Consider the following 25,159-nt stretch of genomic DNA (forward strand, 5'->3'; position numbering starts at 1 on the left):
GGCTCCTGGTTCTATTGGATATCTAATTCCGGTGTGATTTCATAGTAATCACAGGGATGGGCGGAAAAGCCGGTTACGTTCTTTTTCATGACGATATTCATCTTCAGGAATGAGGCGTACCATACGGCGTTGTCATCGAGTACCTGCTGCTGGATTTGTCGTGCCAGTTCTATGCGCTGCCCGGCATCAAAGGTATTGTGAAGTTCATCTATCATTGCATCGGTCCGGGGATTGTTGTAGTTGCCGTTGTTATAAGGCTGGCCCGAATAGATTTTACTCATGAGATAATATTCCGGATCCCCCGTAGGTGCTGTCACGATTGCCTGGGCATATATATCGTATTCCCCGCGTTTCAGGAAATCCTTGTAATTATCCGTGGCGTTGACATCGAGTTTGATGCCGATATCTTTCAGGGCCGACTGGGCGTATTCGGCGAGAAGGGGAAGTTCCTGGCGTGACGTGTAAGTCAGCCAGCGCAGTGTCAGAGGCTGGCCGTCCTTTATGACGTAACCATCGCTGTCTGTTTCTGTATACCCCGCTTCTTTCAGCAAGGTTTTGGCTTGTTCCGGATCATATCCAGGGCCATTCAGTCCCTTTCCATAAGGTGTCGTATCAGGGAAAGCGCCTGTTGCGATCACTCCGTTGCCATTCAGCAGTACATTTACAAAGGTGTTTTTGTCCAAGGCCATAGCGATGGCTTTGCGTATGCGGTTATCCTGGAGTGCCGGTGTTTTAAGATTCATAGCTGCCTGATATACACGGGACGTGGCAGCCGAACTAATATTATATTTGTCTGTATCCTGGAAATTAGGCAGGCTGGCATAGGGGAGACCCTGAACGGCATCGAGTTCTCCACTTTGCATAGCCATGGACAAGGAGTCGCCATCAGTAATGCTGCGGACGACGATTTTATCTAATTTTGGCTTTGTCTGGCCCCAGTATTGTTCGTTCTTTTTGAGTTCTATGCCCTGGTCGGTCACTTTGACTGCCACATAGGGGCCGGTACCGACAGCGATTTTATCTTTGATGCCGGCTTCCATATCGATAATAGCACCATAAGGATCTGCCAGGTAATGAATCATGGCAGGTACCTTTTCTGACGAATGGATGGTGACAGTCTGACCGTCAGCGGTGATCTGGTCGATTTTCAGGTCATGGGGAGCCCGGTCATTCCGTTTGATGAGGTCTTCCAGACAGGCCTTAACGGCTTCGCCCGTTACTTTTTTTCCGTTAGAAAAGGTAATATCATCGCGCAAGTGGATTTTTAGCGTATAATCATCCATTTGTTCATATGATTCGGCAAGCCAGGGCTGGACATTCATTTCATTGTCGAATTTAAACAGTGTTTCCCCTACACCATAGCGGATTGTACTCCAGCCACAGTAGGTATCATGAGGATCTGTGCTGGCATTCTGCATAGCCGGGCCGTAGGCCATGGTCCCATAATGAAATATCTTCCCTTCTTCTTTCGCTGTTTTGCCTGCATCGGATCCGCAGCCCGATACGAGCAGGGCTGCTCCCAGAAGGGCCGTAATCAGGTATTTGAATTTGTTGTTCATACATGTCACCTCGTCGTTTTGGAATCGGCCAGATCGCGCAGACTATCGGCAAAAAGCTGGAATATGGCCACGGTAATGAATATAGCAGCACCTGGAACAAAAATTGTCCATGGGGCAGTCTGCAGCAGGTTACGCGCACCGCTCATCATCGATCCCCATTCAGCAGCCGGCGGGGCAGCACCGAGTCCGAGAAAGGAAAGACCGGCAATTTCCGTGATAATCGTACCGATGTCAAGAGCGGCGGTGATCAATACGGGACCTATGATTTCAGGCAGAATCTGTACGAGCAAGATTTTTAAAGGAGAAAAACCGCTCATGAGGGCCGCTTCGATGTAATATTCATGGCGTAGCGGCAGTACCTGATTGCGTACGAGACGTGTATATTTAGGCCAGGCAACGGCGGCGATGGCCGCGGCGGCATTGAACGTACCGCCGCCCAGGATTCCCGCTACGGCAATGGCAAAGACCATAGATGGAAAGGCGAGGAATACGTCGGTCAGGCGGAGCAGTATGGTCGTTGCCTTTCCTTTATGATAACCGCAGATCAGTCCGATAAAGGCGCCAAAAGAAGATGTTGTCAGGGCTACTGCCAGGGCAGTACATACGGTTGTCCTGGCTCCCGCTAAGGTGCGGGACAACATATCCCGGCCATAGCGGTCTGTCCCGAGCCAATGGATGGCATCGGGTGGTCTGAGTGCCATAGTCAGATTCTGGTCGTACGGGCCAAAGGGCATCATATAGTCTGCCAGAAGAGAGGTTGCAAGGATTACCAGAATCAGGGATAAAAAGAAGTAAAAGCGGCGTTGTTTCGTAAGGTACATGAGTCAGTCCTCCTTTTCCCGGGCAGCAATGCGCGGGTCGAGAAAACGGCAGACTATATCAGAAAGAAGATTGACTCCGACGTATATAAGGGACATCCATATGACGTATGCCTGAATGATGGGATAATCGCGCATCATAATTGCATCTACAGCCAATTTTCCGATGCCGTCCCAAAGGAAGATAGATTCGATGATGGCGGCACCGCCCAGCAGGGATCCGGCCGATACGGCGAGCAATGCCAGAAGGGGTGCCAGTACGGAACGCAGTACATAGCGGGTGATGACGAACTGGTAAGATAGTCCCCGGGACAGGGCGGCCTGTACATATTCCTTGCTCAGTTCATCGAGGAATACAGCCCGTATCTGGCGCGTGTATTTGGCCGTCATAGCGATAGCAAGGGTAAGGGCGGGCAGAATGGGCAGCATGGATGAGCTGGTACCCAGAAAAGAAAAAACATGCCACTTTACGGCGAATATATATAACAAAATAATAGCGATAAAAAAATCTGGCAGAGAATTTCCGGTAAACGACAGCAGGCGGACCAGCTGGTCCCAGATACTGCCTTTGCGGATTGCCGCAAGAATGCCCAGCGGCAGGGATATGAGCAATGTCAGCCCCAATGCCATGGCCATCAATTCAATCGTAGCAGGCAGCTTGTCCATAATCATCGTAAAGACGGGCATGCCGGAAACGAAGGAATTTCCCATATCGCCATGGAGTATGTTAACGACCCAGGATGCATACTGGGTAAAAAAATCCTGATCCAGGCCCAGACTGGCACGGCGGGCAGCCGCTGCAGCTTCGTTGGCGCCCCCGTTCTGGTCATACAGGATATCGACTGTATCGGTCGAAACGGTGTGCATCAGGGCGAATGACATGAACGTAATGCCTATCAGTATGAGAATAAGGTGCAGCAGCCGTTTCCATATATACCGTTTCATAAAGAGACCTCTTTCCTGGGAGAATCTATCGGTAATCAACGCTATTAATTATAATATATTTTTATGAAAAATGGTAAGCCGGGTAGGGGGATGCAGTCAATAAAAGTCTCTTATACTGCATGCAGGAATTCTGTGTTTCCATATGCCCCCTGAGGGGATAGTCAAAAAAGAGTTTTGCTTATATACTTTTAAGTAAATATACGGGTATGCTATAAATCATCAGGGGGAAATACAGATGGAGGAACTTAGCAAACAAATTCAGGAATATTGGAATAAGCGCAGTCAGGATTTTAGTACAGTGCGACGCAGAGAACTGGCCAGCCCGGATGCACTGGCCTGGCAGTCCTATATTATGAAATATTTACCACGTGGCCGCCGATTGAAGATATTGGATATCGGTACCGGCCCGGGGTTCCTGGCTATTCTCATGGCACGCCTGGGACATGATGTCACAGCCATTGATTCTTCGACAGGCATGATACAAGAGGCCCGGCGGAATGCGGCGGAACATCACGTATCTGTTGATTTTCAGGCAGGTGACGCTCAGGCACTGCCGTTTGCATCGGCTTCGTTTGACGTAGTATTGTCTCGTAATCTGACGTGGAACCTGCCAAATGCAGTGAAGGCGTACCAGGACTGGCACCGCGTACTGCGCGATGGCGGATTGCTTTTGAATTTTGATTCCGATTATGGTCCTGTTCAGTTTACCTCGGCTGCATCAGAAGAAAAGAATATTCATCATACTGTCGATTCGGACCTTATCCGGGAGTGCGAATCCCTGAAAGATGCCTTATCTATCAGCAGGGAATGTCGTCCGGCATGGGATATGTACCGGCTGCAGGATATCGGATTTACCGATTGTCAGTGCGTAAAAGATATCCGTCCGGTTGTTCATATTTCATCGTGTATGCAATATGATTCGGCTCCCTTATTCTGCCTTTCAGCACACAAAAAAGGATTGGCCCGCTGTGCCCATTGACATGATTTGTTTCCATTGACACACGGCGACGGTGAACGTATCATAAGACATGACAACGTGTGACAATTCTTTCAAATAGTGGTGAAAGCAATGGATAAAGAACATGTTTTTTTTGAAAATTATGCCGGGACCTGGGACCGGGACCGCAAGGAAAATCCGGAAATCCTGTCATTCCTGGTAAAACTCATAGGGCTTTCGGTCGGTGATACGGTACTCGACGCCGGCAGCGGGACGGGCATTCTGCTTCCCTATCTGCATCAGGCGGTAACGGACACCGGACGGGTGGAAGAACTGGATTATTCCCATCGTATGCTGGAACAGGCCAGACAGAAGTTTGCATCCGTTCCGGGCATTACATATACAGAAAAGGATATTTTAAAATACAAACTTCCACAGAATGCATATGATGCGATAGTTTGCCTGAACTTTTATCCACACATTGCACAGTATAAAGAAGTCTTTATTAAGAAGATGACCAATGCGCTTAAACAGGACGGGGCACTTATCATCATGCACGACATGGCCCGGAACCGGGTCAATGCGCTGCATGATCAGGGGAAAAAAACGCTGTCCTGCGTCCTTCCTCCTGTAGATATCATGGCAACGATGCTGATTACGGCGGGACTTTCTGTATCAATAGCCATGGATACGGATTCATACTATTTCATCAAGGCGGAAAAGAAGCAGTATATCCCCTATGAACAGTATCCGGAACCGCATTTTCAGGAAGAAACTTCCCGTCAGGAAACGGATACTTCCGGGCACAGTCACGTACACAGTCATACGCAGACAAAGGCTGTCATGAATCGGCTGGCCCGGATCAGCGGCCATCTGGAAGCGATTAAGCGCATGGTAGAAGAAGGACGGGATTGCAGTGATATTCTAATTCAGATTTCTGCGGTCGATTCTGCCCTGGTAAGTGTGGGAAAAGTGATTCTCCGCGATCATATTGACCATTGCATTGTCGATGCGGTAAAAGATAATGATATGGAAGCTGTAGACAATTTGAAAAAAGCCATTACGACATTCATTAAATAGGAGATAATATGGAGATGCAGGACAAGGCCCGGGCTGTGGGCCAGCGCTGGGATTATTGTGCCGCCGGGTACGACAAGATAATAGAAGAAGAACGGCAGACACAGGAAGAATGCTGGCGTCAGCTGCTTATGGCACATCGGCCTGCCCAATCGGGCGAATTACTCGATATAGGTACAGGACCGGGATTTTTTGCCATCCTCATGGCAAAAGCCGGCTGGAAGGTCACAGGCATAGATTGTTCGGCCGCCATGATAGAAACGGCATCGCGTAATGCCCGGAAAGCGGGAATAGATGCCACATTCCGGCATGAAGATATTCATGCCACATCTTTTCCCGGCCAGTCCTTCGATTACATAGTCTGCCGGAATGTCACCTGGATTCTGTATGACCCGGAAAAAGCCTTTTGCGAGTGGTTCCGGCTGTTAAAGCCAGGGGGCCGTCTTTTGTATCTGGATGCCAACTGGTATTATGTAAAAGACGAAGCGGAACGGGCGGCAAGGGAACGCGATGAGAAAGAATACCGCCGGTTATATGGCGTGCCTGTCGATACGTATTGTGGTGATGATCTTACCGATCAGATGTTTCAACAGACCCTGTTTTTTAATCACGTTGACCGGCCGCGTTGGGACCGGGACCATCTGTCCCGGTTTGGATTTACCAACGTGCAGATTACGCCACGGCTGAACGAGCAGGTCTATGATGAAAAGTACCGGCTGTTATTCCATTCTATTCCGCTTTTTATGGTGACGGCAGATAAAAAATAATAGGATACGGATAAAATCTTGTCTGTGGCGGATAGGTGCTGGCGGACCGGCAATAAGGATGATTTTATACACGAAACGGGACTGTTTTTAGGACAGCCCGTTTTCTTTTTCCTTCAGCCGCACGGGATACAGAAAGGGGGATTATATGTTATAATACGGTAAAGAGATTCCTCTTACTAAAGGATGTGATACCATGCAATTGCGCATTATCTGTGGAGATATAACGACCTGGCCGGCAGAGGCGATTGTCAATTCAGCCAGTGAAAGCCTGATGAGTACTGGCGGCCTGGATAACCGCATTTATCAGGCAGGAGGCATTTCCTTGCGTGCTGCCTGCAGCAGTCTCGGCGGCTGCCCGGAAGGGAAAGCGGTACTTACCTTTGGGTATAAATTGCCGGCCCGCTATGTGATTCATACGGTGGCTCCGTTCTGGCGCGGAGGAAGCCATCACGAAGAGTCGCAGCTGCTGTCTTGTTACCGGGCCAGTCTGTCTCTGGCGAGAGAAAAGGAAGTGCATCATCTGGCATTTTCGTCTCTGGGAACGGGAGATAAACGGATTCCTCTGAACCGGGCTGCGGACGTTGCCATCCCTGTACTTCTGGAAGAAGGATTTGGGTTTTCGCGTATTGACTTCGTCTGTGAAACACAAGAAGAACAGGACGCCTATACTAAGGCGGTCATTTTTTACTGGCTGCAGCAGATCAATGATGCGGCAAAAGAGGATATACACACCGTATTGGAAAAGGCGTTGACGGCATTGACCGTGCTTCGCCAGACGAGTGATGGCCAGGAACCGATGGCCCAGGCTGATATGCTTCTGTCCCTGCGGCATACTCTGCATCCGTTTGCAGCCCTGCCGGTACCGCGGAGCATTATGAATCTGGAAAGTACGGCGCGGCAGGTGATGGACATTTATCATCTGGCCGGGACGAAGGCACAGGCCAACTAAAAGGAGATATGAAAGATGGATACTATTATTATTGGCAGCGGTGGCAGTCATGAAATCGATTTGTCCCTGACCTGTCCGGCATGTCACGGAAAGGGCGTATTTCATACGTGGGACTGTATCAATGGTACCGATGACCTGGCAATGCGCCAGCGCGTACTGCATGACCAGTCACTCTTCTTCTACACCTGTCCACACTGCCAGAGTGCAGTCCATGTAGAAGAAAAATGTCTGTACTTTGATAAAAAGAAGCATTTCATGGTATGGCATATTCCCGATTTAAAAATGACCGTTACCAGTGGAGAAGTTGAAGATTTCCTGGGACAGAATGATTTTTCCGGATATGACTGCCGGGTAGCTCTTACCTGGGGAGAATGGCGGGAAAAGATTATAGAAATGGAAAGTTCCTTTGACGACCGGCTGTACGAGCTGATTAAATATGGGGCATATCAGTTGCTGAAACCGGATCAGAAAGAAAAACTGCCTCTGGAAATGTACCACTTCGATTACGCTGACGATTCGTATCAGCCAGATCAGCTGGCCCTTGTATTCATGGAAGCAGACCAGAAGGGAAACGGCTATGTATATCCCGTGAATACGAAGATGCTGGAAGTGACTCACGATGTATTCCTGCCGGTTCTGCAGAAACTTTCACCGCAAGCCGGGAAGGGGGTATTTGAACGGTATGGATATTCCTGGGCTGAACATTTTATGAAATATATCATAGAAGCAGCCAAAAAGCCCGGGATGGAGACGTACAGTCAGCTCGTCGGATTCTGGATACGGACGATAGGGCGCGAAATTTTTCAGACAGAATTAAAAGGGCAGTAACATTTATTCCGAATACAAGACAGAGGCAGCAGCAAAATGAACTGTGGGAAGTCATTTTGCTGCTGCCTCTTGATTTTTCCGTACATTATTTGGCTTTTGTAATCATACTGTAAGCGGCATATCCGCTCTGCCCGGCATGATCTCCTTCTTTAATTGTGATGGGAACGAATCCGTTTCCATGGGGATTGCCTGTCACTTCGATGGGAACGGCCGATTGGAAAACCAGTACCTGATTGTTCCGCAGCATCGTGCGGATTTTATCCGTATCGTGGTTTTTAGCAGCTGTAATAAACAGATCAATGTCCTTTTCGTTTATGACGACATAAGTGCCGCGTGTCATCATGTACGTTTTTCCGGATTCAAAATTGGGAAATTCCTTTTTTTGTGATTTAGGAACTTCCGTCGATGAATACGATGAGAAATCGACGTGAGCCGGTGCATTCTGGCGCTGGCGGTACATGTAGTACCCAAACAGGCAGAGACAGATAATCAGAAGAGGAATGAGACTGAAACGGGTAGCGTGTGTCAACCGCTCTGAAAGGGGCTGTGGTTCTTCTTCTTCCTCATCTTCCATACTTTCTTCTTCCTGCAGTGTATCGGCAGGGAGATTCAGGGCCCCGGCCAGTACCATAGAAAGAGGGACACCGTATCCACTGGCCGGATAAATCATCTGCAACCGGTCGAGGGCGCTCGTACAGGCCCGGGCCCGGCTGGCAGCATCATCCAGATCGGCACTGAGACGCAGGCGGTGGATAATAGAAATAAATGAATCGTTTCCCAGATTGGGCATATAGGTAATGGCGAGGAAACGGAGATCGCGTATGTATAATTCAGGCAGCATAAATGTCCGGCCCGATGTTTCATAACTGGCTTTCAGTGTACGCAGAGTGCGTGAAGCATCATACAAGGCCAGGACATCTCCTTTCAGAAGGGGAAGGATTTGCCGGTCCCATACGGTGGCAAAATCTGCACTATGTGCTACCATAGAAGCCGTCACTTTGCGCGAACATGAAAAGTCATCTACCGGTGGCTTTACCAGATAGGTCATGCTGTGAGCTTTGGATTCACTGATCCAGGCGATAGCGATACGGCAGATGCTGGTATCGTCGCTGCTGGCTTTGTCGAAAGCGATGGCAATGGCCGAGTTATTTTTACGGCGCATGATGGATTGTAAAATTTGTTGTGTCTTGATGTCCTCCTCCATAATACCATCCTTTCTATAAGAGCATCTGGTATGCGGCTATCAGACTTTACTCTGCCGCTTTCTGGACCGGGATGAATGGGTGTAATGATGACGGTGAACCGGTTTTAATTTGAAATAATTGTGCTTGACCGTTTTATTTTTATCATCGGTAATCGTATTGACTTCGAACATATCCAGAGATTCGATGAAGGGGACAAATTTCTTGAATCCGAAATTGCGGACATCGAAGTCGGAAAATTGTTTGTTGAGCAGATTGCCCAGCGTACCGGAGAAAATCCAGCCGTTATCGTCGGAATTTTCTTCCGTGATTTTTACCAGCGCCTGCCGGATTGTGCGGAAATTTTTGCCCGAAGTTTTTTCTGATTTGACCGGTTCTTCTGTGACGGGAGAGATGACAGGCGGTGTATCATCGATGATTGCCGGTTTGGCCGCATCCGTTGTTTCTGTATCGGCTTCATTTTCTGCTTCTTCCAGCAGGACATCGAGATAGAGGAACTTATTGCATGCCGAGATAAAAGACCGGGGCGTCTTACTCTCTCCCATGCCGAGGACGTATTTCTGTGATTCCCGGAGCCGGGATGCCAGACGGGTGAAATCGCTGTCTGAAGAAACGATGCAGAAACCGTCGAGATTGCTTTGGTATAACAGGTCCATCGTGTCGATGATTAATGCTGAGTCAGTCGAATTTTTTCCCGTCGTATTACTGTATTGCTGAATGGGCTGTATGGCATTGTTGAGAATCGTCGTCCGCCATGACGCCATCTGTGGTGTAGTCCAGTTGCCGTAAATCCGTTTATAAATGACATCGCCAAGATTATTGGCTTCAGATAAAATAACATCAATGTACTTTGTCGAAATATTTTCGGCATCAATCAACACCGCAAGTTTCATTTCCTGGTTCATAACTGTATGCTCCTCCTGTATAGAATTATTTTATCATGTAGCGTAATAAAGATAAAGCAGAGGATTATAGGAAATGGAAAAAATAACAGGGGCATCCGGTAAAGTAAAACTCGACTTACCGGATGCCCCTGTTGCCGTGTTACAGGGATTATAATAATTTTTTCAGTGTACTGGTTACTTCTTCCGGATTTTTGACAGGGGATAAATCCATAATCTGCTGCTGGCCGACGCATAAGATATTATTGCCGTCTACATGGACATCGCTGACGGATGGTTTGCCGTTATTGTGGTAGACCGCTGAAAGATTGCCGGCAATCAGATATGCCCGTTCTTTTCCACTCATGTTGGGGATATCCTGAGGCTGATAGAAGTCCTTTTTGCGGATGGTGATCATGCCTGTGTCCTTATTGACAGCGACGACATTATTGCTCCATTTTGTAATATCGGCGCTATACGTGTCGCGGCGGCTTACCGTCGTAGGATGATCGTTGAACAGTTCCATAATGCCGCTGGTCTGCACGTCTTTTTCTTTATCGAGGAACCGCTGCCATAAGGCGGCGCCGCCACCGACGTTATACCCGGCCGCTACGGCATACTGGAACCCGAGGGCATCGGCTTCCTTTTCCATCGGTTTGGTTACCAGTTTGGCAGAGCCTATCTGGTCCAGAATAGCCGCACCCAGCTGGGCGGCTCCTCCGCCGGAACCATAAATCGCTGCCAGAAGGTCGAGGGGCATGCGTTTTTTTACGCCGCTGATGGCATGATTTTTTTGTCCATGTCCCATTTCATGGGCCAGAACGAAGGCAACTTCATTTTCATTGTAATTCAGCGGTTCAAAGAGACCGATATTGACACTCATATTATGTCCGATAGTGCAGAACGCATTGAAACTCATGTCGTTATTTACAAAGTAATTGTAGGGCTTTTTCAGGATAGATGGATCTGTTTTGGCAATGGCATTGGAAAGACGCGTCATGACCCGTTCTGTCATGGCGTTGGCCTGATAATCAGTATTGACGCCATACTTGGCTTTTATCTGCTTCATATAGTCGTCGCGGCCTTCATTATCCAGGTAATTAAGCTGCTGATTTAACTGGGCGTAATAGGCGCCAGCCTGGGCAATCGTACCGATGGTACCAATATCAATAGCCTGTACGGGAGACGTTTCTGCCATGGTGCAAAAACTAAGACTCAGGACCGCGGCGGCAGCCAGCAAGGTCCGTTTCGTTCTGTGTATAAACATGATACCCCCACTCCTTTCGCATGGTACACTCTATACAGCCCATTATACCATAATAGCATGGGGTAAAACATGGGATTCACAAAAAAATAAACATCCAACGTTCAACAAAGTATATTGCATAGTAGGCTATTTTTGTATATAATATAAAATATATTAAACTAAAGAAGAGATTTAGAAGAGAATAATGGTCAGAGGATAATGACTAAGGTATAGATTTTTAAATAATACTTTGAATCAGGATGTGAATCATTATGGCAGCAGAAAAAACGTATTTAAAACCTATAAAGAGCAAATCTGTCGTCCAACAGGTCATCGACCGCATTACGGAGGCGATTGTAAATCACCGCATTCATCCCGGCGATAAAATCCCGACCGAGCAGGAATTGGCTGAATCCTTTGGCGTGTCACGCAACTCCGTGCGGGAGGCCATCAAGATCCTCGTTTCCTATGGCGTATTGGAAATCCGCCGGCCTGAAGGGACCTTTGTCTGCCAGGGGTTCAGTGAATCCATGATTGATCCACTCCTTTATGGCATCATCCTGAGTGATACGGAATCGATGGAATCATTGAAAGAGTTGCGGGAATGGATTGATGTCGGTATCATTTATAAGGCCGCCCAGAAAGCAGATGATGAGGACTTACGGAAATTAAAAGGTGCATTGGACGCTATCCGGGAAGCGGCAGTGAACAAGAATTTCAAAGCCATGTGTGATGCCGACGATGAGTTTCATCAGTGTATGGCGGATATGACTCATAATATTTTATTTGCTAAAATTGGTGATGTGACGAGATTGTTAACAAAAAAAATCCGCTATCAGACCGTGTATAATATGGGAAAAATGGGAAAAATTCAGGAAATGTATGATATTCATAAATCCATGTACGATATTATCAAAGGCAAACGCTTTGCTTCGGTCAATGAAGTAGTGCGTCAGGGATATTTCTATGAATATGGCGTTCTGGATGAAGAAGGAAATTAAAACGATATAGATGTTTATTGCACGGGCGGTCCTGTCAGGGTGTCATAACCCAGACAGGACCGCCTTTATGTTTATGGCTCATCAGAGTAGTTATATCGATGCAAAAGGAGCAAACGCGTAATTGTATAAAGTCATTGACAACATCCTACGTTGGAAGTATAATACAGTCAAAAGTTAAACATCCTATGTTCAACAGGGGATGAAAAGAGTAATACACTTTTATCTATTATTTATCTTACGAGGTGACATTGCATGAAACGAACAGAAGAGGAATTGAAAGAGGTTGCGAAAGACCTGCGGAAAAAAGCCGTAACCATGATTTATGAAGCACAATCCGGCCATCCCGGCGGTTCACTTTCCGTCGCTGATTTTGTAGCTGCCTGCTATTTTGGTGAAATGAATATTGACCCGAAGAATCCGAAATGGGAAGACCGGGACCGGTTCATCCTGTCTAAAGGCCATGTATGCCCCATTCAGTACGCGGCTCTGGCAACACTGGGATACTTCCCCCTTGATGTACTCCATACACTGCGGAAAGAAGGATCGATCCTGCAAGGCCATCCGGATATGAAGAAATGCCCGGGCATCGATATTTCGACGGGCTCTCTCGGTCAGGGCCTGGCTTGTGGCGTCGGCATGGCACTGGCAGGCAAACGGGATAATAAAGACTATCGTGTATTCGTAGTCGTCGGTGACGGCGAAGCCCAGGAAGGGGAAATCTGGGAAGCTGCCAATACGGCGCACAAATACGAACTGGATAACCTGATTGTTTTCGTCGATAACAACAATCTGCAGCTCGATGGTACGACGGACGAAGTTATGCCGAACGGTGACCTGGGCAAGAAATTTGAAGCCTTTGGTTTTGACGTATATGAAATCGACGGCAACGATATGCACCAGATTGTCCATACACTCGATATGATTCGCATGCGCAAAAACAAGAAGCCCCATTGCATCTTCGCCCATACCGTAAAGGGCAAGGGCGTATCGTATATGGAAAACCAGTGCGGCTGGCACGGTGTTGCTCCGAACGATGCGGAATATAAACAAGCGATGGAAGAACTCGAAGGAGGCCTGAAATAAAATGGCAGATATGACAAAAGCAACCCGCGATGGTTTCGGTGAAGAAATACTGAACCTTGGTAAAGATAACAAAGATATATATGTAGTTGATGTGGATATTGCGAAATCGTGCCGGACGACGCCCTTTTCCAAGGCTCTGCCCCAACAGCACGTCAACGTCGGCATTGCTGAACAGAATGGTGCCGGCCTGGCAGCAGGGCTGGCTACATGCGGCAAAATCCCGTTTGTCGTTACCTATGCCGTATTCGGTTCCCTGCGCATGTGCGAAATGATCCGCCAGGAAATCTGCTATCCTAATCTGAATGTCAAGATTGCCTGCTCCCATGGCGGTGTTACCCCGGCTAATGATGGCGCCAGCCATCAGTCTATTGAAGATATGGGTGTTCTCCGGACGCTGCCTAACATGACGGTCTGCATGCCAGCTGACTATGTAGCAGCCAAGAAACTGACGAAAGCTGCTGCTGAAATGTATGGTCCGGTATACCTGCGCTTTACACGCGATCCCATTGCAGTCCTCTACGATGATGACGTAGAACTCCAGCTTGGGAAAGCTCATCAGATTCAGGACGGCAAAGACATTGCCATCATTGCCAACGGCGATACGGTCCGCCTGGCTATTGAAGCGGGAAAGAAACTGCAGGCTGAAGGTATCTCCGCACGCATCATCGACATGCACACCATCAAACCTCTTGATACAGAAGTTGTCAAAGACTGCCTGGAAACGATCGGCAAGGTTATTACCGTCGAAGACCACAATATCATCAACGGCCTGGGAAGCGCTGTCTGTGAAGTAGCAGCAGAACTTGGCAAAGGTCAGGTCAAACGCATGGGTATCCAGGACCGCTTCGGCGAATCGGCTCCATACGAACATCTCCTGGCAAAGAACGGCGTCTCTGTCGACCATATCGTAGAAACGGCCAAATCCTTTTGCCAATAAACAACCTACATTGAACGTTGAATGGTTATTGGACATATATTGGGAGAAAGGGAGTGCAGTTTTATGACAACAGCAGCAGCTAATGTTGCGGATATAGAAAAACGTACTGTACACAAAGTAACACGAAGACTGATTCCATTCTTGTTCCTCTGCTTTGCCATTTCCATCCTGGACCGCGTCAATATTGGGTTTGCCGCCCTCCAGATGAATGCCGATCTCGGCTTTTCCAGTGCCGTCTTTGGCTTTGGTGCCGGCATCTTCTTCTTCGGCTACTTCCTCCTGGAAGTGCCGGGAAGTGCCCTCATGACCAAATTCGGCGCCCGTCGCTGGATTTCCCGTATCATGGTTTCCTGGGGCCTCGTATCCTGTCTGACGGCATTTGTACAGAACGACATCCAGTTTTATTGCGTACGATTTGCTCTTGGCGTCTGCGAAGCCAGCTTCTTTCCCTGCATGGCCTGGTATCTGAGCAACTGGTTCCAGACGAAGAACCATGCCAAGGCTATCGCCGGATTTATGATCGCTATCCCCAGCGCCAGTGCCGTCGGCTCGCCTATTTCTACGTACCTGCTGGAACTGAACCTCTTTGGCCTGGAAGGCTGGCAGACCCTGTTTATCCTCGAAGCTATCCCGTCGCTCATCCTCGGCGTCGCCTGCTTCTATTACCTGACCGATTCGATTGAAGAAGCCCACTGGCTGGAAACGGATGAAAGGGAATGGCTGAAGAATATTGTGGCCGAAGAACAGGCTGCAAAGGCCAAGAAAAAGAAAGTATCCTTCCTTACGGCTCTGAAAGAACGGGATGTCCTCATCCTCGCCCTGGGATACTTTGCCTGGATCTGCGGATATTACGGCATCGTCATGTTCCTGCCGACACTGGTTCATGGCCTTTCCAGCACCATTGCTACGACGACCATCGGTTGGATTATCGGACTCATGTATCTCCTGGCTGCATTTGTCATGTATGCTGTCGGCCGTCATTCCGATAAAGTCAATGAACGGCGGTATCATGTAGCCGGCTGTCTGGTAGTCGCTGCTGTCGGTCTCGTCGCCAGCGTCTACATTGCCCAGTCCAACGTCATAGCCAGTCTCATCGTCTTTGCCGTCGCACTGAGCGGCGCCTATGGTGCCTATTCTCCGTTCTGGGCCATTCCGCCGGCGTATCTTTCCGGTTCTGCTGCGGCAGCGGGTATTGCCCTCATCAACAGTGTCGGCAACCTGGGCGGATTCTTTGGTCCTTATGTCATGGGTTACGTCAGCACCGTAACCGGTTCCTTTGATGCCGGCGTCCTCTTCCTGGCCATCTGCATGGTCATCAGTGCCTTTGTCGTCACGGTCCTGGTTAAACAGACAGGGAAAGCTATCGACGATAGTAAGTTAAATGCAGTTGATTCAGCTGATAAATAAATATTCACAATCTATTACATCAATACATTTTATTAACACCGTGTAAGATTACACGCGCTATTTCAAGGAGGTTTTTCAAATGTTAGATTTCACAGATCAGGTAGTCATCGTTACAGGTAGTGGTTCTCCTAAAGGTATGGGTCGTGTCATGGCCCGCACATTTGCAAAGCAGGGCGCTCAGCTCATCATTGCAGATATCAACATGGCCGGCGTTCAGGAAACGGTCGATATCATCAAAAATGAAGGCGGCAAAGCCGAAGGCATCAAACTGGATGTTACGAGCAAGGAATCGTGCGAAGCCATGGTCGATCATATCATGAAGACCTATGGCCGCCTCGATGTTCTCGTCAATAATGCCGGCATTTCACAGCATGTTACTGTAGCCGATATGACCCTCGATGATATGAAACGCATTTTCAACGTCAACATGTTTGGCTTGTTCCTCTGCACCCAGGCCTGCATGAAACCGATGGTCAAAGCCGGTTATGGCCGTATCGTCAATCTTTCCTCCGTATCGGCCAAGCGCGGTGGCGGCATCTTCGGTGGCGCTCATTATTCGGCAGCTAAAGCGGCAGTTCTCGGCTTCTCCAAGAACCTGGCCCGTGAAATTTCTCCCTATGGTGTCACCGTCAATAGCGTAACGCCGGGCCTGATCAATACAGAAATCTGGAAATCCCTGCCGAAAGACGAAGCCCAGAAAGTTATCGACAATATTCCTATGGGCCGTCCGGGTGAACCGCAGGAAGTCGCTGATACGGTCGTATTCCTCGCTTCTAAAGAAGCATCGTACATTACAGGCGAAGAAATCGATATCAACGGCGGTCAGCACATGGACTAAAAGTGGATATAACGAGCGGCAGAAAGCAGGCAGGCTTCCTGCCGCCCTTTTCTACGAAAGGTGGGACGGGATATGCGAGCAGGATTTATAGAAAAACCGATGAAAGCCTACTTTATCAATGACGCACCGGAGCCTCAGTTGGAACGGGATACGGATGTCAAAATCCAGGTCCGGGCGACGGGCATCTGCGGTTCTGAAGTACATGCTTATCATGGGAAGCATCCCTGGCGGGTGCCACCCGTCGTATCAGGCCACGAATTTTCCGGGGTCGTCGTCGAAACGGGCAGCGCCGTAACGACGTGCCGGCCCGGTGACAGGGTGACGGCCGAACCACAATATGGCTGTGGCCATTGTTATTTATGCCAGAGCGGGCGGTATAATCTGTGCCCGGAAAAGAAGATACTCGGCGCTTCCGGATGGAGCGGATCGTTTGGTGAGTACGTCGTTCTGCCCCAGCAATGCATCGTACCGTTGCCGGACGCCGTATCCTTTGCCGAAGGGGCGCTCATTGAACCACTGGCGGTCGGCATGCATGCCGTACGGGCGCATCATGTACAGGAGACGACAAAGGTGGCCGTCATCGGCTGTGGTACGATAGGACTGGGTGTCGTTCTCAGCGCGGCTTGTTTTCATCCGGCGGCCCTTTTTGGCATCGACGTCATCGATTTTAATTTGGAAAAAGCCCGCTCCATGGGAGCTGTTGCTGCGTTTAACAGCACGCGCGATGATGTCGTCAAAGAAATTATGGAACGGACCGATGGTAAGGGCGTCGATATCACCTTCCTGGCCTTCGGTAATGATGCCTGCGTCCGTCAGGCGGCGGAAATTACCCGTCCGGGCGGCACGATTTCGGAAATCGCCATCATGGGTAAGGATATAAAGGCTTCGTTTGACCTTATCCAGGTGAAAGAGCTGCATGTGGACGGGTCCAATATGTATGTCCGTAGTGACTATGAAGCTGTATTGGCAGAAATTGCGGCAGGCAATATGAAGCCCTCAGGGTTTATTACAAAACGCTTCCCCATTACCCAGTTTGGTGAAGCCCTGGAATTTACGGATAAGCGGCCGGAACCGGTCGTAAAGACACTTCTGGAATTTTAGATCGTGAAACAGCGTAAGGATGTGACGCCTATGATAAAGAAAATCGGAATATTGACCAGCGGCGGGGATGCACCGGGGATGAACGCTGCCATCCGCGGCGTTACCCGTTACGCTATGTATAAAGGACTGACTGTAGAAGGCATATTGCGGGGATATGACGGATTGATCCATGGAGACAGCACTGCCCTGACACGCCGTTCTGTCGGCGGAATCATTCATCGCGGAGGTACACTATTAAAGACGGCCCGTTCGGAAGAATTCCGGACAGAAGAAGGCCGGCAAAAGGCCTATGAATGGTTGCAGAAGAACCACATTGACGCATTAGTCGTCATTGGCGGCGATGGATCTATGAAAGGGGCAGAAAAACTGAGTGCATTGGGCATACCGACGATAACGATTCCCGGAACGATTGACAATGATATGCCTGGCACAGAATATACGTTGGGCTATGATACGGCTGTCAATACCGTACTGGAAGCAGTGAACCGCATCCGCGATACGGCGTCTTCCCATGACCGGGTAGCTATTGTAGAAGTTATGGGACGTCACGCCGGGTTCATTGCCCTCGAATCGGGCATGGCCTGCGGGGCAGAAATCGTTCTGGTACCGGAAAAGAAAGTCACACTGAAAGAAGTGGCCGACCATCTCGTGGAATCCCATAAACAGTGGAAAATGAGCAGTATTGTCATCGTTGCCGAAGGTGCCGTCAGTGGATGTGACGTGCTGACCTACATGAAACAGCATCATCCGGAAATGAATCCCAGCCTGACCGTACTAGGATATCTCCAGCGCGGTGGTGCCCCTTCGGCAAGAGATGCCAAAATGGCGGGGCTGTTTGCCCAGAAGGCCGTCGATTACCTTCTTTCCGGTGGAAAAGATGCTGTCATTGGCTCTATTCACGATAAGATTGTGGCAACGCCTTATACCGAGGTAGATAAATATAAGTTTACCATTGATGAAAACGAATATGACTTAGTACATGCGTTAGGCACGTAAATTCCCCTCTTCTGTAGAAGAAGGAACTGTATCTCCCCATGCAGTTTCTTCTTCTTTTTTTTTGTACTTTCCCATATAATAAGAGATATAGAACAGGAGGCGGTATGGATGCTTGAACTCGTAACAGCTGACAAGCTGCAGCTGGATATTTTTTCTGTTTTTGGTACGAATAACGGACTTCTCATGGCAGGAGACAAAAACGATGCACGGGTCATGACGATTGGCTGGGCCAATCCGGGGCGGACCTGGAATATTCCTACGTGCATCGTCTATGTACGGCCGGAACGGTATACGTATGAGTATATGGAGCGGTTTGATTATTTTACCGTATCGGTGCTGCCGATGGCTCTTCATGACAAGGTCATATACTGTGGTATCCACAGTGGACGCGATACGGATAAAATCAAAAATTGTGGATTCCCTTTGCAGTATGGGATGGGGGATGCCCCGTTCATTGCCAGTGCAGACTGGACCCTGGTCTGCAAGAAACTGTACGTGCAGGATCTGTCGCCAAAGGGAGTGACCGATTCCCGTGTCCTTCGCTCCTATACGCGGGAAGGCTGGCATCGCATGTACATAGGTCAGGTAGTAGAAGCGTATCATCAGAAAGCCGAATGACCGCCAATTAAGATGTTCCTATTATATTAACTTATCAGAGGTGATACCTATGAAATTAACCATTCTTATTGATAATTACACCATCAGCGGGGGCTGCTACGGCGCAGAATCCGGCTTTTCTGCCTGGTTTGAAGACCGGGATAAGAAAGTCCTCCTCGATGCCGGCCGCTCAGACATGTTCATGAAAAATGCCTGGCGCCGCGGTATTGACTGCCTCCAGGCCGATGCTGTCGTTTTATCCCATGGTCACTATGACCATACGTGGGGCCTCCTGCCGTTGGTACAGGCACATATTGAAGCGACGTATGAAAAACGCCCCCGCATAGCAGCGCCTGTGTACGCCCATCCTGATACTTTTCTGCCCAAGGAAGCAGGGGGCAAAAATATCGGTTCCATCCTGGACGAAGCTTCGCTCCATGCCATCCTGCCGGTCCATACAACAAAAGAACCGGTCTGGCTGACAGACCGGCTCGTATTCCTCAGTGAAATTGAACGGACCAATGATTTTGAAGCGAAAAAGCCTTTAGGTCATACGCTGCGCAACGGCGTATGGGAAGACGATTATTTGTATGATGACTCGGCCATGGTCTATTGTTCCGATAAGGGCCTGGTCATTGTAACGCCCTGCGCCCATGCCGGCGTCTGCAATACCATTGCATATGCGAAAAAAGTATGCCATACCGATACGGTGTATGCTGTTATTGGCGGATTCCATCTTTTGCGGGACAATCCGGACGTCATGCGGAAAACACTGGATTTCATAGAAGACTGCCAGCCGGAGCTGGTATATCCCTGCCATTGCGTCAGCCTGGAAAATAAGACACTCCTTGCACGGGAATTGCCCGTAAAAGAACTGGGAGCTGGTACTCGCCTGCGCTTCGACGAATAGACTCAGCGGACGAATTCCAGGCGGAAAGCCCGCCCCGGCGTGATATAGGGTATGAGAAATTGTTCTTCCGGCAGGATATAAGCTGCCCGGTTGCAATTAGGGCCGCCTGGGTAGGACTTCAGGCTGATCTGTACCTCGCCCATATAACGGCCGTATCCTTCATTGTCTACGGTGATGTCGCCGTACGATACGGGCTGGTCTGCCGTTTCATCACCCGAAATGATGTGCCCCTGCAGCCGGGAGCGGCTTTCTGCGGCGCGGATGACATCCTGAGCCGGGTCCAGGCGGGCCGTCATAGGCTGGCTGAGAAGGTCCTGCAGGAACGGGTCATGACTGAGAAGGCGTGCCTTGAGAACGATTCGGCCTTTTTCCTCCCGGCCCGCATGGGAAAGAGCGGTCAGTTCTTCCTGTGAGGGGGCAGAGTCACCGATATAAACGGTATCTGCGCCCATAGCCTGGGCGTGGCGGGCCGCCAGATCTACTGTGCGATTCCGATCGTCTTCCAATGTGGGCAGTCCTTCCCGGAGGGGCAGCCGCCGGCCGGCCTGACTGGGGATGAACAGACCAACGGAAATACCCTGGTTCTGCAGCCACTGTGTCTGTTTTTGTACATAGTCTTCTCCCAGACCCGTATGAGGGCGGGGATAAAAGTTGTGCAGGCTGTCTATATGGCTGAAATCAGCCCCGGCTTCCTGAAGGGCTGCCAGTTCTGCCGGGCGGAGGGTGGAGGCATTGAGCTGCACCTTCATCATATGGCTGAACAGAGCTATTTTGCGGACATCGAATCCATAATCAAAGCGGACCGTCGTAATGCCCAGGGAAAGCAGATGTTCCGGTGTCAGAGATGGCAGATTCAGTAATTCCTGCGTCTTTGGTGATACATCAGCTATGACATCGAAGTGATGGTGACGAGCGACAGATAAAATTTCCTGAAGCTCCATAGATAGGACGTCTGTGTCTGATTCGGGAATGTGGAGGGATGTAAACACCCGCGTAATGCCCATAGCGGCCGCTTCTTCCAGAAGGGCCAGTTCATCGGCACAGCTGCGGCCTAAACCGGGATAGAGAGAAATACCTGTTTTCATAGTCAGCAAACCTCCTCGGCAGGGTCATCAAATCCGATGATCCACGTAGCAATAAAACCGGCAAGATAGGAGACGAAAAGCCCGGAAAGATACACGGGGATATTGTCTGTGCTGGCGGCCAGGGGAAGGCCGGATATGCCCATAGCTGCAGCGCCGACCATAAAGGCAGCCTGTACGGCACCACCGCAGGCCCCGCCGATACAGGCACCGATAAACGGTTTTCCCAGAGGAAGCGTAACGCCGTAAATCAGCGGTTCACCGATACCCATGAGTCCGACAGGCAGTGCAGAGGCAATGGTTTTGCGCAGCTGCCTGTTTTTTGTTTTGACATATACGGCTGCTGCGGCGCCTACCTGGCCGCCACCGGCCATAGCCAGGATGGGGAGCAGGATGGTAACGCCATAGCGGGCCAGTAGTTCCGCATGGATAGGCGTCAGGCCCTGATGGATGCCTAGCATGACCATGGGAAGAAACGTGCCGCCGAGGATGAAGCCCGTCACGGCGCCGCCGCGGCCGATGGATTCAGTTGCCGCATATCCGATGGCTTCCGACAGCCATCCACCGATGGGCTGGCAGATGAATAGGGCAACAAAGGTCGCGATGAGGACGACCAGGAGCGGCGTCAGAAAGAGGTCAAACATATCGGGGATGACGCGGTGCAGTTTCTTTTCCAGCAGGGAAGCAAAGAGGACGACGAGGATGACGGCGATGATGCCGCCCCGCCCTGGAACGAGAGGCTGGCCGGAAAAGACGATATGGGCCAGTCCCGGATGGGTAATGATAGCGGCCATGACACCACCCAGCATGGGCGAACCGCCAAAGACTTTGGCTGCATTGACGCCGACAAAGATATTGAGACCGTAAAACGCGGCATTGCCGGCAATGGCAAATATCTGTATTACAGGCAGGGCGGATAATTCCGGATTGAGTTTCAGGGCAATATTCAGCAGCCCCGTAATCAGGCCGCAGGCGATGAACGCGGGGATGATGGGTACAAAAATCTGGGCAATCTTTTTCAATGCTTCTCTGGCCGGAGTGGCGTTTTTTCTGCGGATGGCTTCATGCAGTGCCTGCCCGTCTCCGACAGCGGCATTGCGGGCCAGCTCGCCAACTGATGCAGATTGATTGTCTTCTTTCAGTAATTCCAGAAATTCCCGGGTCACTTCCTGGGCCTTGCCCGGTCCCAGGATAATCTGCCATTCATCACCGGACTTATTGATGCCCATGACGCCGCGCAGGCGGCCTATATCTTCTTTTATGAAATGTTCTTCCTTTACGACCAGGCGCAGACGGGTCATACAGTGATAGGCCTGGACGATATTGGAGGCAGGTCCTGTGAGAGCGTAGATTTCCCGGGCCAGTTCTTTATAATCCATTATATCGTCCCTTTCGCAGCGGATTGAGCAGAAAGCACCTTCGAAATAAAGCCGTCGGCAGTCTGTAATTTTTCTTGTGCTTCTTCATAAGAAATATGCAGGAGCAGCATGACGATGGCTGGTTTAGCCTGTCCTTTACTTTGTGCGAGGGCCCGGATGGCTTCATCACGGCTGCAGCCGGCGGCCTCCATGACAATGCGCCGCGCTCTTTCTTCCAGTTTATGATTCGTCGCTTTGACATCGACCATCAGATTCCCGTAAACTTTACCGAGGCGGATCATCGTTCCCGTAGACAACATATTCAGAATCATTTTCTGGGCAGTGCCGGCTTTCATACGGGTGGAACCGGTAATGACTTCCGGACCGGTAACGGCACATAAATCAATATCAGCACAGGCGCCTATGGGAGAATGGGGAGAACAATCAACGGCAATGGCGGCAGCGCCACATTGACGGGCGCAGGTGAGAGCACCTATGACGTAAGGCGTGCGGCCGGAAGCACTAAGACCGACGACGACATCTTTTTTCGTAAGGCCCTTGTCGAGCAGGTCTTTTTTTCCCAGATTTTCGTCGTCTTCTGCGCCTTCACGGGCACGGAACATGGCAGATTCTCCTCCGGCAATCAGTCCCTGGACGAGGTCCGGATCAGTAGAATAGGTGGGTGGACATTCTGCTGCATCGAGGACCCCGAGCCGTCCCGATGTACCAGAGCCGGCGTAAAACAAGCGGCCACCTTCATGAAGATGATGGCTGATGAGGTCAATGGCTCTTGCGATGTCCGGTATGATGGCTTCTACGGCCGATGCCGCCCGATGGTCTTCCCTATTGATGATGCGGACCATTTCTTCCGTAGAAACCTGATCTATGTTCTTACTGCGGGGATTCCGCTGTTCTGTTGCAATAGCTGCTAATTCAATCATAATAGAGCCTCTTTTCTCTACAAGGTGTATTATATTATAAAACAGGAGCCGTATTGTAGCAACCGGATGTGATTCAGGATACGCAGGATGTATGCAAATGTTTTGATAATATACATCCATTTGAGGATAATAATTTACAATCCTCCCTTTTCATGGTATGATATTTTTGCACGGAAAATCTGTGCATGCCTGTGCGCCCATAGCTCAGCTGGATAGAGCAGCAGTTTCCTAAACTGCGTGTCGGATGTTCGAGTCATCTTGGGCGCACCATTTTTATATCTGTTTTGTATTTATTGCAAACTTCAGCAGAAAGGTGGCTGTCTGCATGTCCCAAATAGAAAAGAACCCTCTTGCTTTTTTCCATGAAGAACCTATTTCTGACCGTGACTATACCATGGCTGAGGCTGTAGCCGAAGCGAAACGCTGTCTTAATTGCCGTGTGCCCCAATGCCGCAATAGCTGCCCCATAGAAAATGAAATACCTCAGTTCATTCATGAATTGGCACAAGGGAATTTTGGTGCGGCCGCCGAATACATCTATCACCGCAGTGATTTTCCCGCACTGTGTGGACGTATCTGCCCCAGGGAAACGCAATGTGAAGGGGCCTGTGTACTGGGCAAAAAAGGAAAGCATATAGAAATCGGAAAACTGGAACGGTTTGTGGCCGATCTGGTTCTGGATAATCACATTCTCGATGACGTGCCCAGCAAAAAATGCAATGGGACCGTTGCTATTGTCGGCAGTGGCCCGGCAGGCATGGCAGCAGCCCAGGACCTGGCACGGATGGACTACGATGTGACGATTTTTGAAAGTTCTACCCAACCGGGAGGAACGCTTACCTATGGTATACCGACATTCCGCCTTCATAAAGAATATGTCCTCCGGGAAGTAGAACGGATGGAGCAGTTGGGCGTTACCATACGGTATGAAACAAAAGTGGGCCGTGATATTTCTCTGGATAAACTGGCCGAAGACTTTGATGCTGTTTTTATTGCCGTCGGCACAATGGAAGGATGGAAACTGGGAGTCGAAAATGACCATTTATCTGGTGTGATTGATGCGGCCCAGTTCCTGTACCAGGTGGAACAGGTACAGCTTGGTGAAGAACAATTATCCAGGCTGCCCGTCAAACCGGGAGATACGGTCCTCGTCGTCGGTGCCGGTAATGTGGCTATTGATGCGGCCCGTACGGCACTGCGCCTGAAAGCAAAGGTAAAAATCGTATACCGCCGGGGCGAAAAGAATATGAAATGCCTGCCCTCCGAATATATGGAAGCAAAAGAGGAAGGAATCCAGTTCCAGTTCTATTCGGCGCCCCGTGCCGTCGTCGGTACCGATCATGTAGAAGGGCTCCGGATTGAAAAGCAGAAGATCTTGGACGATGGGACGATGGTACCGACAGGAGAATTTGAAATTGTGCCGGCCGATAAGATCATTGCTGCCATTGGCAATAGACCGGAAATGGACATTATTCAGGCTTTTGGTGCTGAAGCTACGGAAGACGGTTACATCGAATCCCGCAATATCCCTTACGGTATGACCAGCCGGCGCGGTATATTTGCTGCCGGTGACGTCGTACACAAGCCGAAAACGGTCGTGCTGGCTATGCGTGAAGGCAAGCGGACAGCGGCTGGTATCGATGAATATATCCGGGCTAAACACATGATGGAAGAGGTCAACAAGGGATAAGGAGGTCCA

Annotated in this window: 24 protein-coding genes and 1 tRNA gene; 16 read left to right on the forward strand and 9 right to left on the reverse strand. The window is 49.7% G+C overall.

Annotated elements, in window-relative coordinates; all coding sequences use genetic code 11:
- Nucleotides 1–11: 11 nt before the first annotated feature.
- From ACGTIC_RS02695 to ACGTIC_RS02705, 3 genes are read right to left on the reverse strand one after another with little or no spacing between them, the layout of a single operon-like run.
- The gene (locus tag ACGTIC_RS02695; RefSeq protein WP_113855316.1) at nt 12–1,559 is read right to left on the reverse strand and encodes an ABC transporter substrate-binding protein; all 1,548 of its coding nucleotides are present in this window, start codon (nt 1,557–1,559) and stop codon (nt 12–14) included.
- Between the two features lie 5 nt (nt 1,560–1,564).
- The gene (locus ACGTIC_RS02700) at nt 1,565–2,380 is read right to left on the reverse strand and encodes an ABC transporter permease (RefSeq protein WP_059077085.1); all 816 of its coding nucleotides are present in this window, start codon (nt 2,378–2,380) and stop codon (nt 1,565–1,567) included.
- A 3-nt stretch (nt 2,381–2,383) separates the two neighbouring features.
- A complete protein-coding gene (locus ACGTIC_RS02705; RefSeq protein WP_059077084.1) occupies nt 2,384–3,322 on the reverse strand; it encodes an ABC transporter permease in 939 nt (312 codons plus the stop codon).
- A gap of 235 nt (nt 3,323–3,557) precedes the next feature.
- Here ACGTIC_RS02705 and ACGTIC_RS02710 point away from each other — a divergent pair, with 235 nt between their 5' ends.
- The 5 genes from ACGTIC_RS02710 to ACGTIC_RS02730 all read left to right on the forward strand — a co-directional run bounded on the left by ACGTIC_RS02710 (nt 3,558) and on the right by ACGTIC_RS02730 (nt 7,880).
- Nucleotides 3,558–4,301: a class I SAM-dependent methyltransferase gene (locus ACGTIC_RS02710; RefSeq protein ID WP_059077083.1), complete on the forward strand. Its 744-nt coding sequence runs from the start codon at nt 3,558–3,560 to the stop codon at nt 4,299–4,301.
- A gap of 90 nt (nt 4,302–4,391) precedes the next feature.
- Entirely contained in the window at nt 4,392–5,339 is a 948-nt protein-coding gene (locus ACGTIC_RS02715) for a metal-sensing transcriptional repressor (RefSeq protein ID WP_113855317.1), read from the forward strand.
- A gap of 8 nt (nt 5,340–5,347) precedes the next feature.
- Nucleotides 5,348–6,103, forward strand: coding sequence for a class I SAM-dependent methyltransferase (locus ACGTIC_RS02720; protein ID WP_113855318.1), 756 nt, complete (start codon nt 5,348–5,350; stop codon nt 6,101–6,103).
- Between the two features lie 193 nt (nt 6,104–6,296).
- Nucleotides 6,297–7,052, forward strand: a complete 756-nt coding sequence (locus ACGTIC_RS02725; protein ID WP_075581839.1) for a macro domain-containing protein — start codon at nt 6,297–6,299, stop codon at nt 7,050–7,052.
- Between the two features lie 15 nt (nt 7,053–7,067).
- On the forward strand, nt 7,068–7,880 hold the full coding sequence (locus ACGTIC_RS02730; protein WP_113855319.1) for a CpXC domain-containing protein: 813 nt from the start codon (nt 7,068–7,070) through the stop codon (nt 7,878–7,880).
- An 85-nt stretch (nt 7,881–7,965) separates the two neighbouring features.
- Here the strand turns inward: ACGTIC_RS02730 and ACGTIC_RS02735 are convergent, their stop codons facing one another.
- From ACGTIC_RS02735 to ACGTIC_RS02745, 3 genes are all read right to left on the reverse strand, one after another.
- Nucleotides 7,966–9,084 carry a hypothetical protein gene (locus ACGTIC_RS02735; protein ID WP_075581841.1) on the reverse strand — a complete coding sequence of 373 codons (1,119 nt, stop codon included), beginning with the start codon at nt 9,082–9,084 and terminating at the stop codon, nt 7,966–7,968.
- A gap of 39 nt (nt 9,085–9,123) precedes the next feature.
- On the reverse strand, nt 9,124–9,987 hold the full coding sequence (locus tag ACGTIC_RS02740; protein WP_113855320.1) for an NYN domain-containing protein: 864 nt from the start codon (nt 9,985–9,987) through the stop codon (nt 9,124–9,126).
- A 148-nt stretch (nt 9,988–10,135) separates the two neighbouring features.
- Nucleotides 10,136–11,230 carry a M48 family metallopeptidase gene (locus ACGTIC_RS02745; RefSeq protein WP_113855321.1) on the reverse strand — a complete coding sequence of 365 codons (1,095 nt, stop codon included), beginning with the start codon at nt 11,228–11,230 and terminating at the stop codon, nt 10,136–10,138.
- A gap of 251 nt (nt 11,231–11,481) precedes the next feature.
- On the opposite strand from ACGTIC_RS02745, the gene ACGTIC_RS02750 reads away from it, so the two are divergent.
- From ACGTIC_RS02750 to ACGTIC_RS02790, 9 genes are all read left to right on the forward strand, one after another.
- Nucleotides 11,482–12,210 (forward strand): FadR/GntR family transcriptional regulator, encoded by a 729-nt coding sequence (locus ACGTIC_RS02750; RefSeq protein ID WP_113855322.1) that lies wholly within the window; start codon nt 11,482–11,484, stop codon nt 12,208–12,210.
- Nucleotides 12,211–12,462: 252 nt separating this feature from the next.
- Nucleotides 12,463–13,293, forward strand: a complete 831-nt coding sequence (locus ACGTIC_RS02755) for a transketolase (protein WP_113855323.1) — start codon at nt 12,463–12,465, stop codon at nt 13,291–13,293.
- Between the two features lies 1 nt (nt 13,294).
- A complete protein-coding gene (locus ACGTIC_RS02760; RefSeq protein WP_059077073.1) occupies nt 13,295–14,230 on the forward strand; it encodes a transketolase family protein in 936 nt (311 codons plus the stop codon).
- 63 nt (nt 14,231–14,293) lie between these two features.
- Nucleotides 14,294–15,637, forward strand: a complete 1,344-nt coding sequence (locus ACGTIC_RS02765; RefSeq protein WP_113855324.1) for an MFS transporter — start codon at nt 14,294–14,296, stop codon at nt 15,635–15,637.
- A 79-nt stretch (nt 15,638–15,716) separates the two neighbouring features.
- Nucleotides 15,717–16,475, forward strand: coding sequence for an SDR family NAD(P)-dependent oxidoreductase (locus ACGTIC_RS02770; protein WP_059077071.1), 759 nt, complete (start codon nt 15,717–15,719; stop codon nt 16,473–16,475).
- Between the two features lie 72 nt (nt 16,476–16,547).
- Nucleotides 16,548–17,576 (forward strand): zinc-binding dehydrogenase, encoded by a 1,029-nt coding sequence (locus tag ACGTIC_RS02775; RefSeq protein ID WP_113855325.1) that lies wholly within the window; start codon nt 16,548–16,550, stop codon nt 17,574–17,576.
- 30 nt (nt 17,577–17,606) lie between these two features.
- A complete protein-coding gene (locus ACGTIC_RS02780; protein WP_059077069.1) occupies nt 17,607–18,572 on the forward strand; it encodes an ATP-dependent 6-phosphofructokinase in 966 nt (321 codons plus the stop codon).
- A 108-nt stretch (nt 18,573–18,680) separates the two neighbouring features.
- On the forward strand, nt 18,681–19,190 hold the full coding sequence (locus tag ACGTIC_RS02785) for a flavin reductase family protein (protein ID WP_075581847.1): 510 nt from the start codon (nt 18,681–18,683) through the stop codon (nt 19,188–19,190).
- Between the two features lie 49 nt (nt 19,191–19,239).
- The gene (locus ACGTIC_RS02790) at nt 19,240–20,079 is read left to right on the forward strand and encodes an MBL fold metallo-hydrolase (RefSeq protein ID WP_059077067.1); all 840 of its coding nucleotides are present in this window, start codon (nt 19,240–19,242) and stop codon (nt 20,077–20,079) included.
- Between the two features lie 2 nt (nt 20,080–20,081).
- Here ACGTIC_RS02790 and ACGTIC_RS02795 read toward each other — a convergent pair whose 3' ends face one another.
- Genes ACGTIC_RS02795 through murQ form a run of 3 tightly spaced genes read right to left on the reverse strand, consistent with a single transcriptional unit; the run spans nt 20,082 to nt 23,460 of the window.
- On the reverse strand, nt 20,082–21,164 hold the full coding sequence (locus ACGTIC_RS02795) for a MupG family TIM beta-alpha barrel fold protein (RefSeq protein WP_113855326.1): 1,083 nt from the start codon (nt 21,162–21,164) through the stop codon (nt 20,082–20,084).
- 2 nt (nt 21,165–21,166) lie between these two features.
- Nucleotides 21,167–22,540, reverse strand: coding sequence for a PTS transporter subunit EIIC (locus ACGTIC_RS02800; RefSeq protein WP_113855327.1), 1,374 nt, complete (start codon nt 22,538–22,540; stop codon nt 21,167–21,169).
- Nucleotides 22,540–23,460 carry an N-acetylmuramic acid 6-phosphate etherase gene (gene murQ / locus ACGTIC_RS02805; RefSeq protein ID WP_075581850.1) on the reverse strand — a complete coding sequence of 307 codons (921 nt, stop codon included), beginning with the start codon at nt 23,458–23,460 and terminating at the stop codon, nt 22,540–22,542. Before murQ ends, ACGTIC_RS02800 begins: the two co-directional genes overlap by 1 nt.
- Before the next feature lie 193 nt (nt 23,461–23,653).
- On the opposite strand from murQ, the gene ACGTIC_RS02810 reads away from it, so the two are divergent.
- A tRNA-Arg gene (locus ACGTIC_RS02810) sits at nt 23,654–23,730 on the forward strand.
- Between the two features lie 55 nt (nt 23,731–23,785).
- Nucleotides 23,786–25,150 (forward strand): NAD(P)-dependent oxidoreductase, encoded by a 1,365-nt coding sequence (locus ACGTIC_RS02815; RefSeq protein ID WP_059077131.1) that lies wholly within the window; start codon nt 23,786–23,788, stop codon nt 25,148–25,150.
- Nucleotides 25,151–25,159 lie beyond the last annotated feature (9 nt).

Origin of the sequence: Megasphaera hexanoica (assembly GCF_043520715.1) — a bacterium.
Taxonomy (GTDB): domain Bacteria; phylum Bacillota; class Negativicutes; order Veillonellales; family Megasphaeraceae; genus Megasphaera; species Megasphaera hexanoica.

Coding starts and splice junctions, on each gene's coding strand:
- ACGTIC_RS02695 (WP_113855316.1), bottom strand. CDS start 1,559: ATGAACAACAAATTCAAATACCTGATTACGGCCCTTCTGGGAGCAGCC.
- ACGTIC_RS02700 (WP_059077085.1), bottom strand. CDS start 2,380: ATGTACCTTACGAAACAACGCCGCTTTTACTTCTTTTTATCCCTGATT.
- ACGTIC_RS02705 (WP_059077084.1), bottom strand. CDS start 3,322: ATGAAACGGTATATATGGAAACGGCTGCTGCACCTTATTCTCATACTG.
- ACGTIC_RS02710 (WP_059077083.1), top strand. CDS start 3,558: ATGGAGGAACTTAGCAAACAAATTCAGGAATATTGGAATAAGCGCAGT.
- ACGTIC_RS02715 (WP_113855317.1), top strand. CDS start 4,392: ATGGATAAAGAACATGTTTTTTTTGAAAATTATGCCGGGACCTGGGAC.
- ACGTIC_RS02720 (WP_113855318.1), top strand. CDS start 5,348: ATGGAGATGCAGGACAAGGCCCGGGCTGTGGGCCAGCGCTGGGATTAT.
- ACGTIC_RS02725 (WP_075581839.1), top strand. CDS start 6,297: ATGCAATTGCGCATTATCTGTGGAGATATAACGACCTGGCCGGCAGAG.
- ACGTIC_RS02730 (WP_113855319.1), top strand. CDS start 7,068: ATGGATACTATTATTATTGGCAGCGGTGGCAGTCATGAAATCGATTTG.
- ACGTIC_RS02735 (WP_075581841.1), bottom strand. CDS start 9,084: ATGGAGGAGGACATCAAGACACAACAAATTTTACAATCCATCATGCGC.
- ACGTIC_RS02740 (WP_113855320.1), bottom strand. CDS start 9,987: ATGAACCAGGAAATGAAACTTGCGGTGTTGATTGATGCCGAAAATATT.
- ACGTIC_RS02745 (WP_113855321.1), bottom strand. CDS start 11,230: ATGTTTATACACAGAACGAAACGGACCTTGCTGGCTGCCGCCGCGGTC.
- ACGTIC_RS02750 (WP_113855322.1), top strand. CDS start 11,482: ATGGCAGCAGAAAAAACGTATTTAAAACCTATAAAGAGCAAATCTGTC.
- ACGTIC_RS02755 (WP_113855323.1), top strand. CDS start 12,463: ATGAAACGAACAGAAGAGGAATTGAAAGAGGTTGCGAAAGACCTGCGG.
- ACGTIC_RS02760 (WP_059077073.1), top strand. CDS start 13,295: ATGGCAGATATGACAAAAGCAACCCGCGATGGTTTCGGTGAAGAAATA.
- ACGTIC_RS02765 (WP_113855324.1), top strand. CDS start 14,294: ATGACAACAGCAGCAGCTAATGTTGCGGATATAGAAAAACGTACTGTA.
- ACGTIC_RS02770 (WP_059077071.1), top strand. CDS start 15,717: ATGTTAGATTTCACAGATCAGGTAGTCATCGTTACAGGTAGTGGTTCT.
- ACGTIC_RS02775 (WP_113855325.1), top strand. CDS start 16,548: ATGCGAGCAGGATTTATAGAAAAACCGATGAAAGCCTACTTTATCAAT.
- ACGTIC_RS02780 (WP_059077069.1), top strand. CDS start 17,607: ATGATAAAGAAAATCGGAATATTGACCAGCGGCGGGGATGCACCGGGG.
- ACGTIC_RS02785 (WP_075581847.1), top strand. CDS start 18,681: ATGCTTGAACTCGTAACAGCTGACAAGCTGCAGCTGGATATTTTTTCT.
- ACGTIC_RS02790 (WP_059077067.1), top strand. CDS start 19,240: ATGAAATTAACCATTCTTATTGATAATTACACCATCAGCGGGGGCTGC.
- ACGTIC_RS02795 (WP_113855326.1), bottom strand. CDS start 21,164: ATGAAAACAGGTATTTCTCTCTATCCCGGTTTAGGCCGCAGCTGTGCC.
- ACGTIC_RS02800 (WP_113855327.1), bottom strand. CDS start 22,540: ATGGATTATAAAGAACTGGCCCGGGAAATCTACGCTCTCACAGGACCT.
- murQ (WP_075581850.1), bottom strand. CDS start 23,460: ATGATTGAATTAGCAGCTATTGCAACAGAACAGCGGAATCCCCGCAGT.
- ACGTIC_RS02815 (WP_059077131.1), top strand. CDS start 23,786: ATGTCCCAAATAGAAAAGAACCCTCTTGCTTTTTTCCATGAAGAACCT.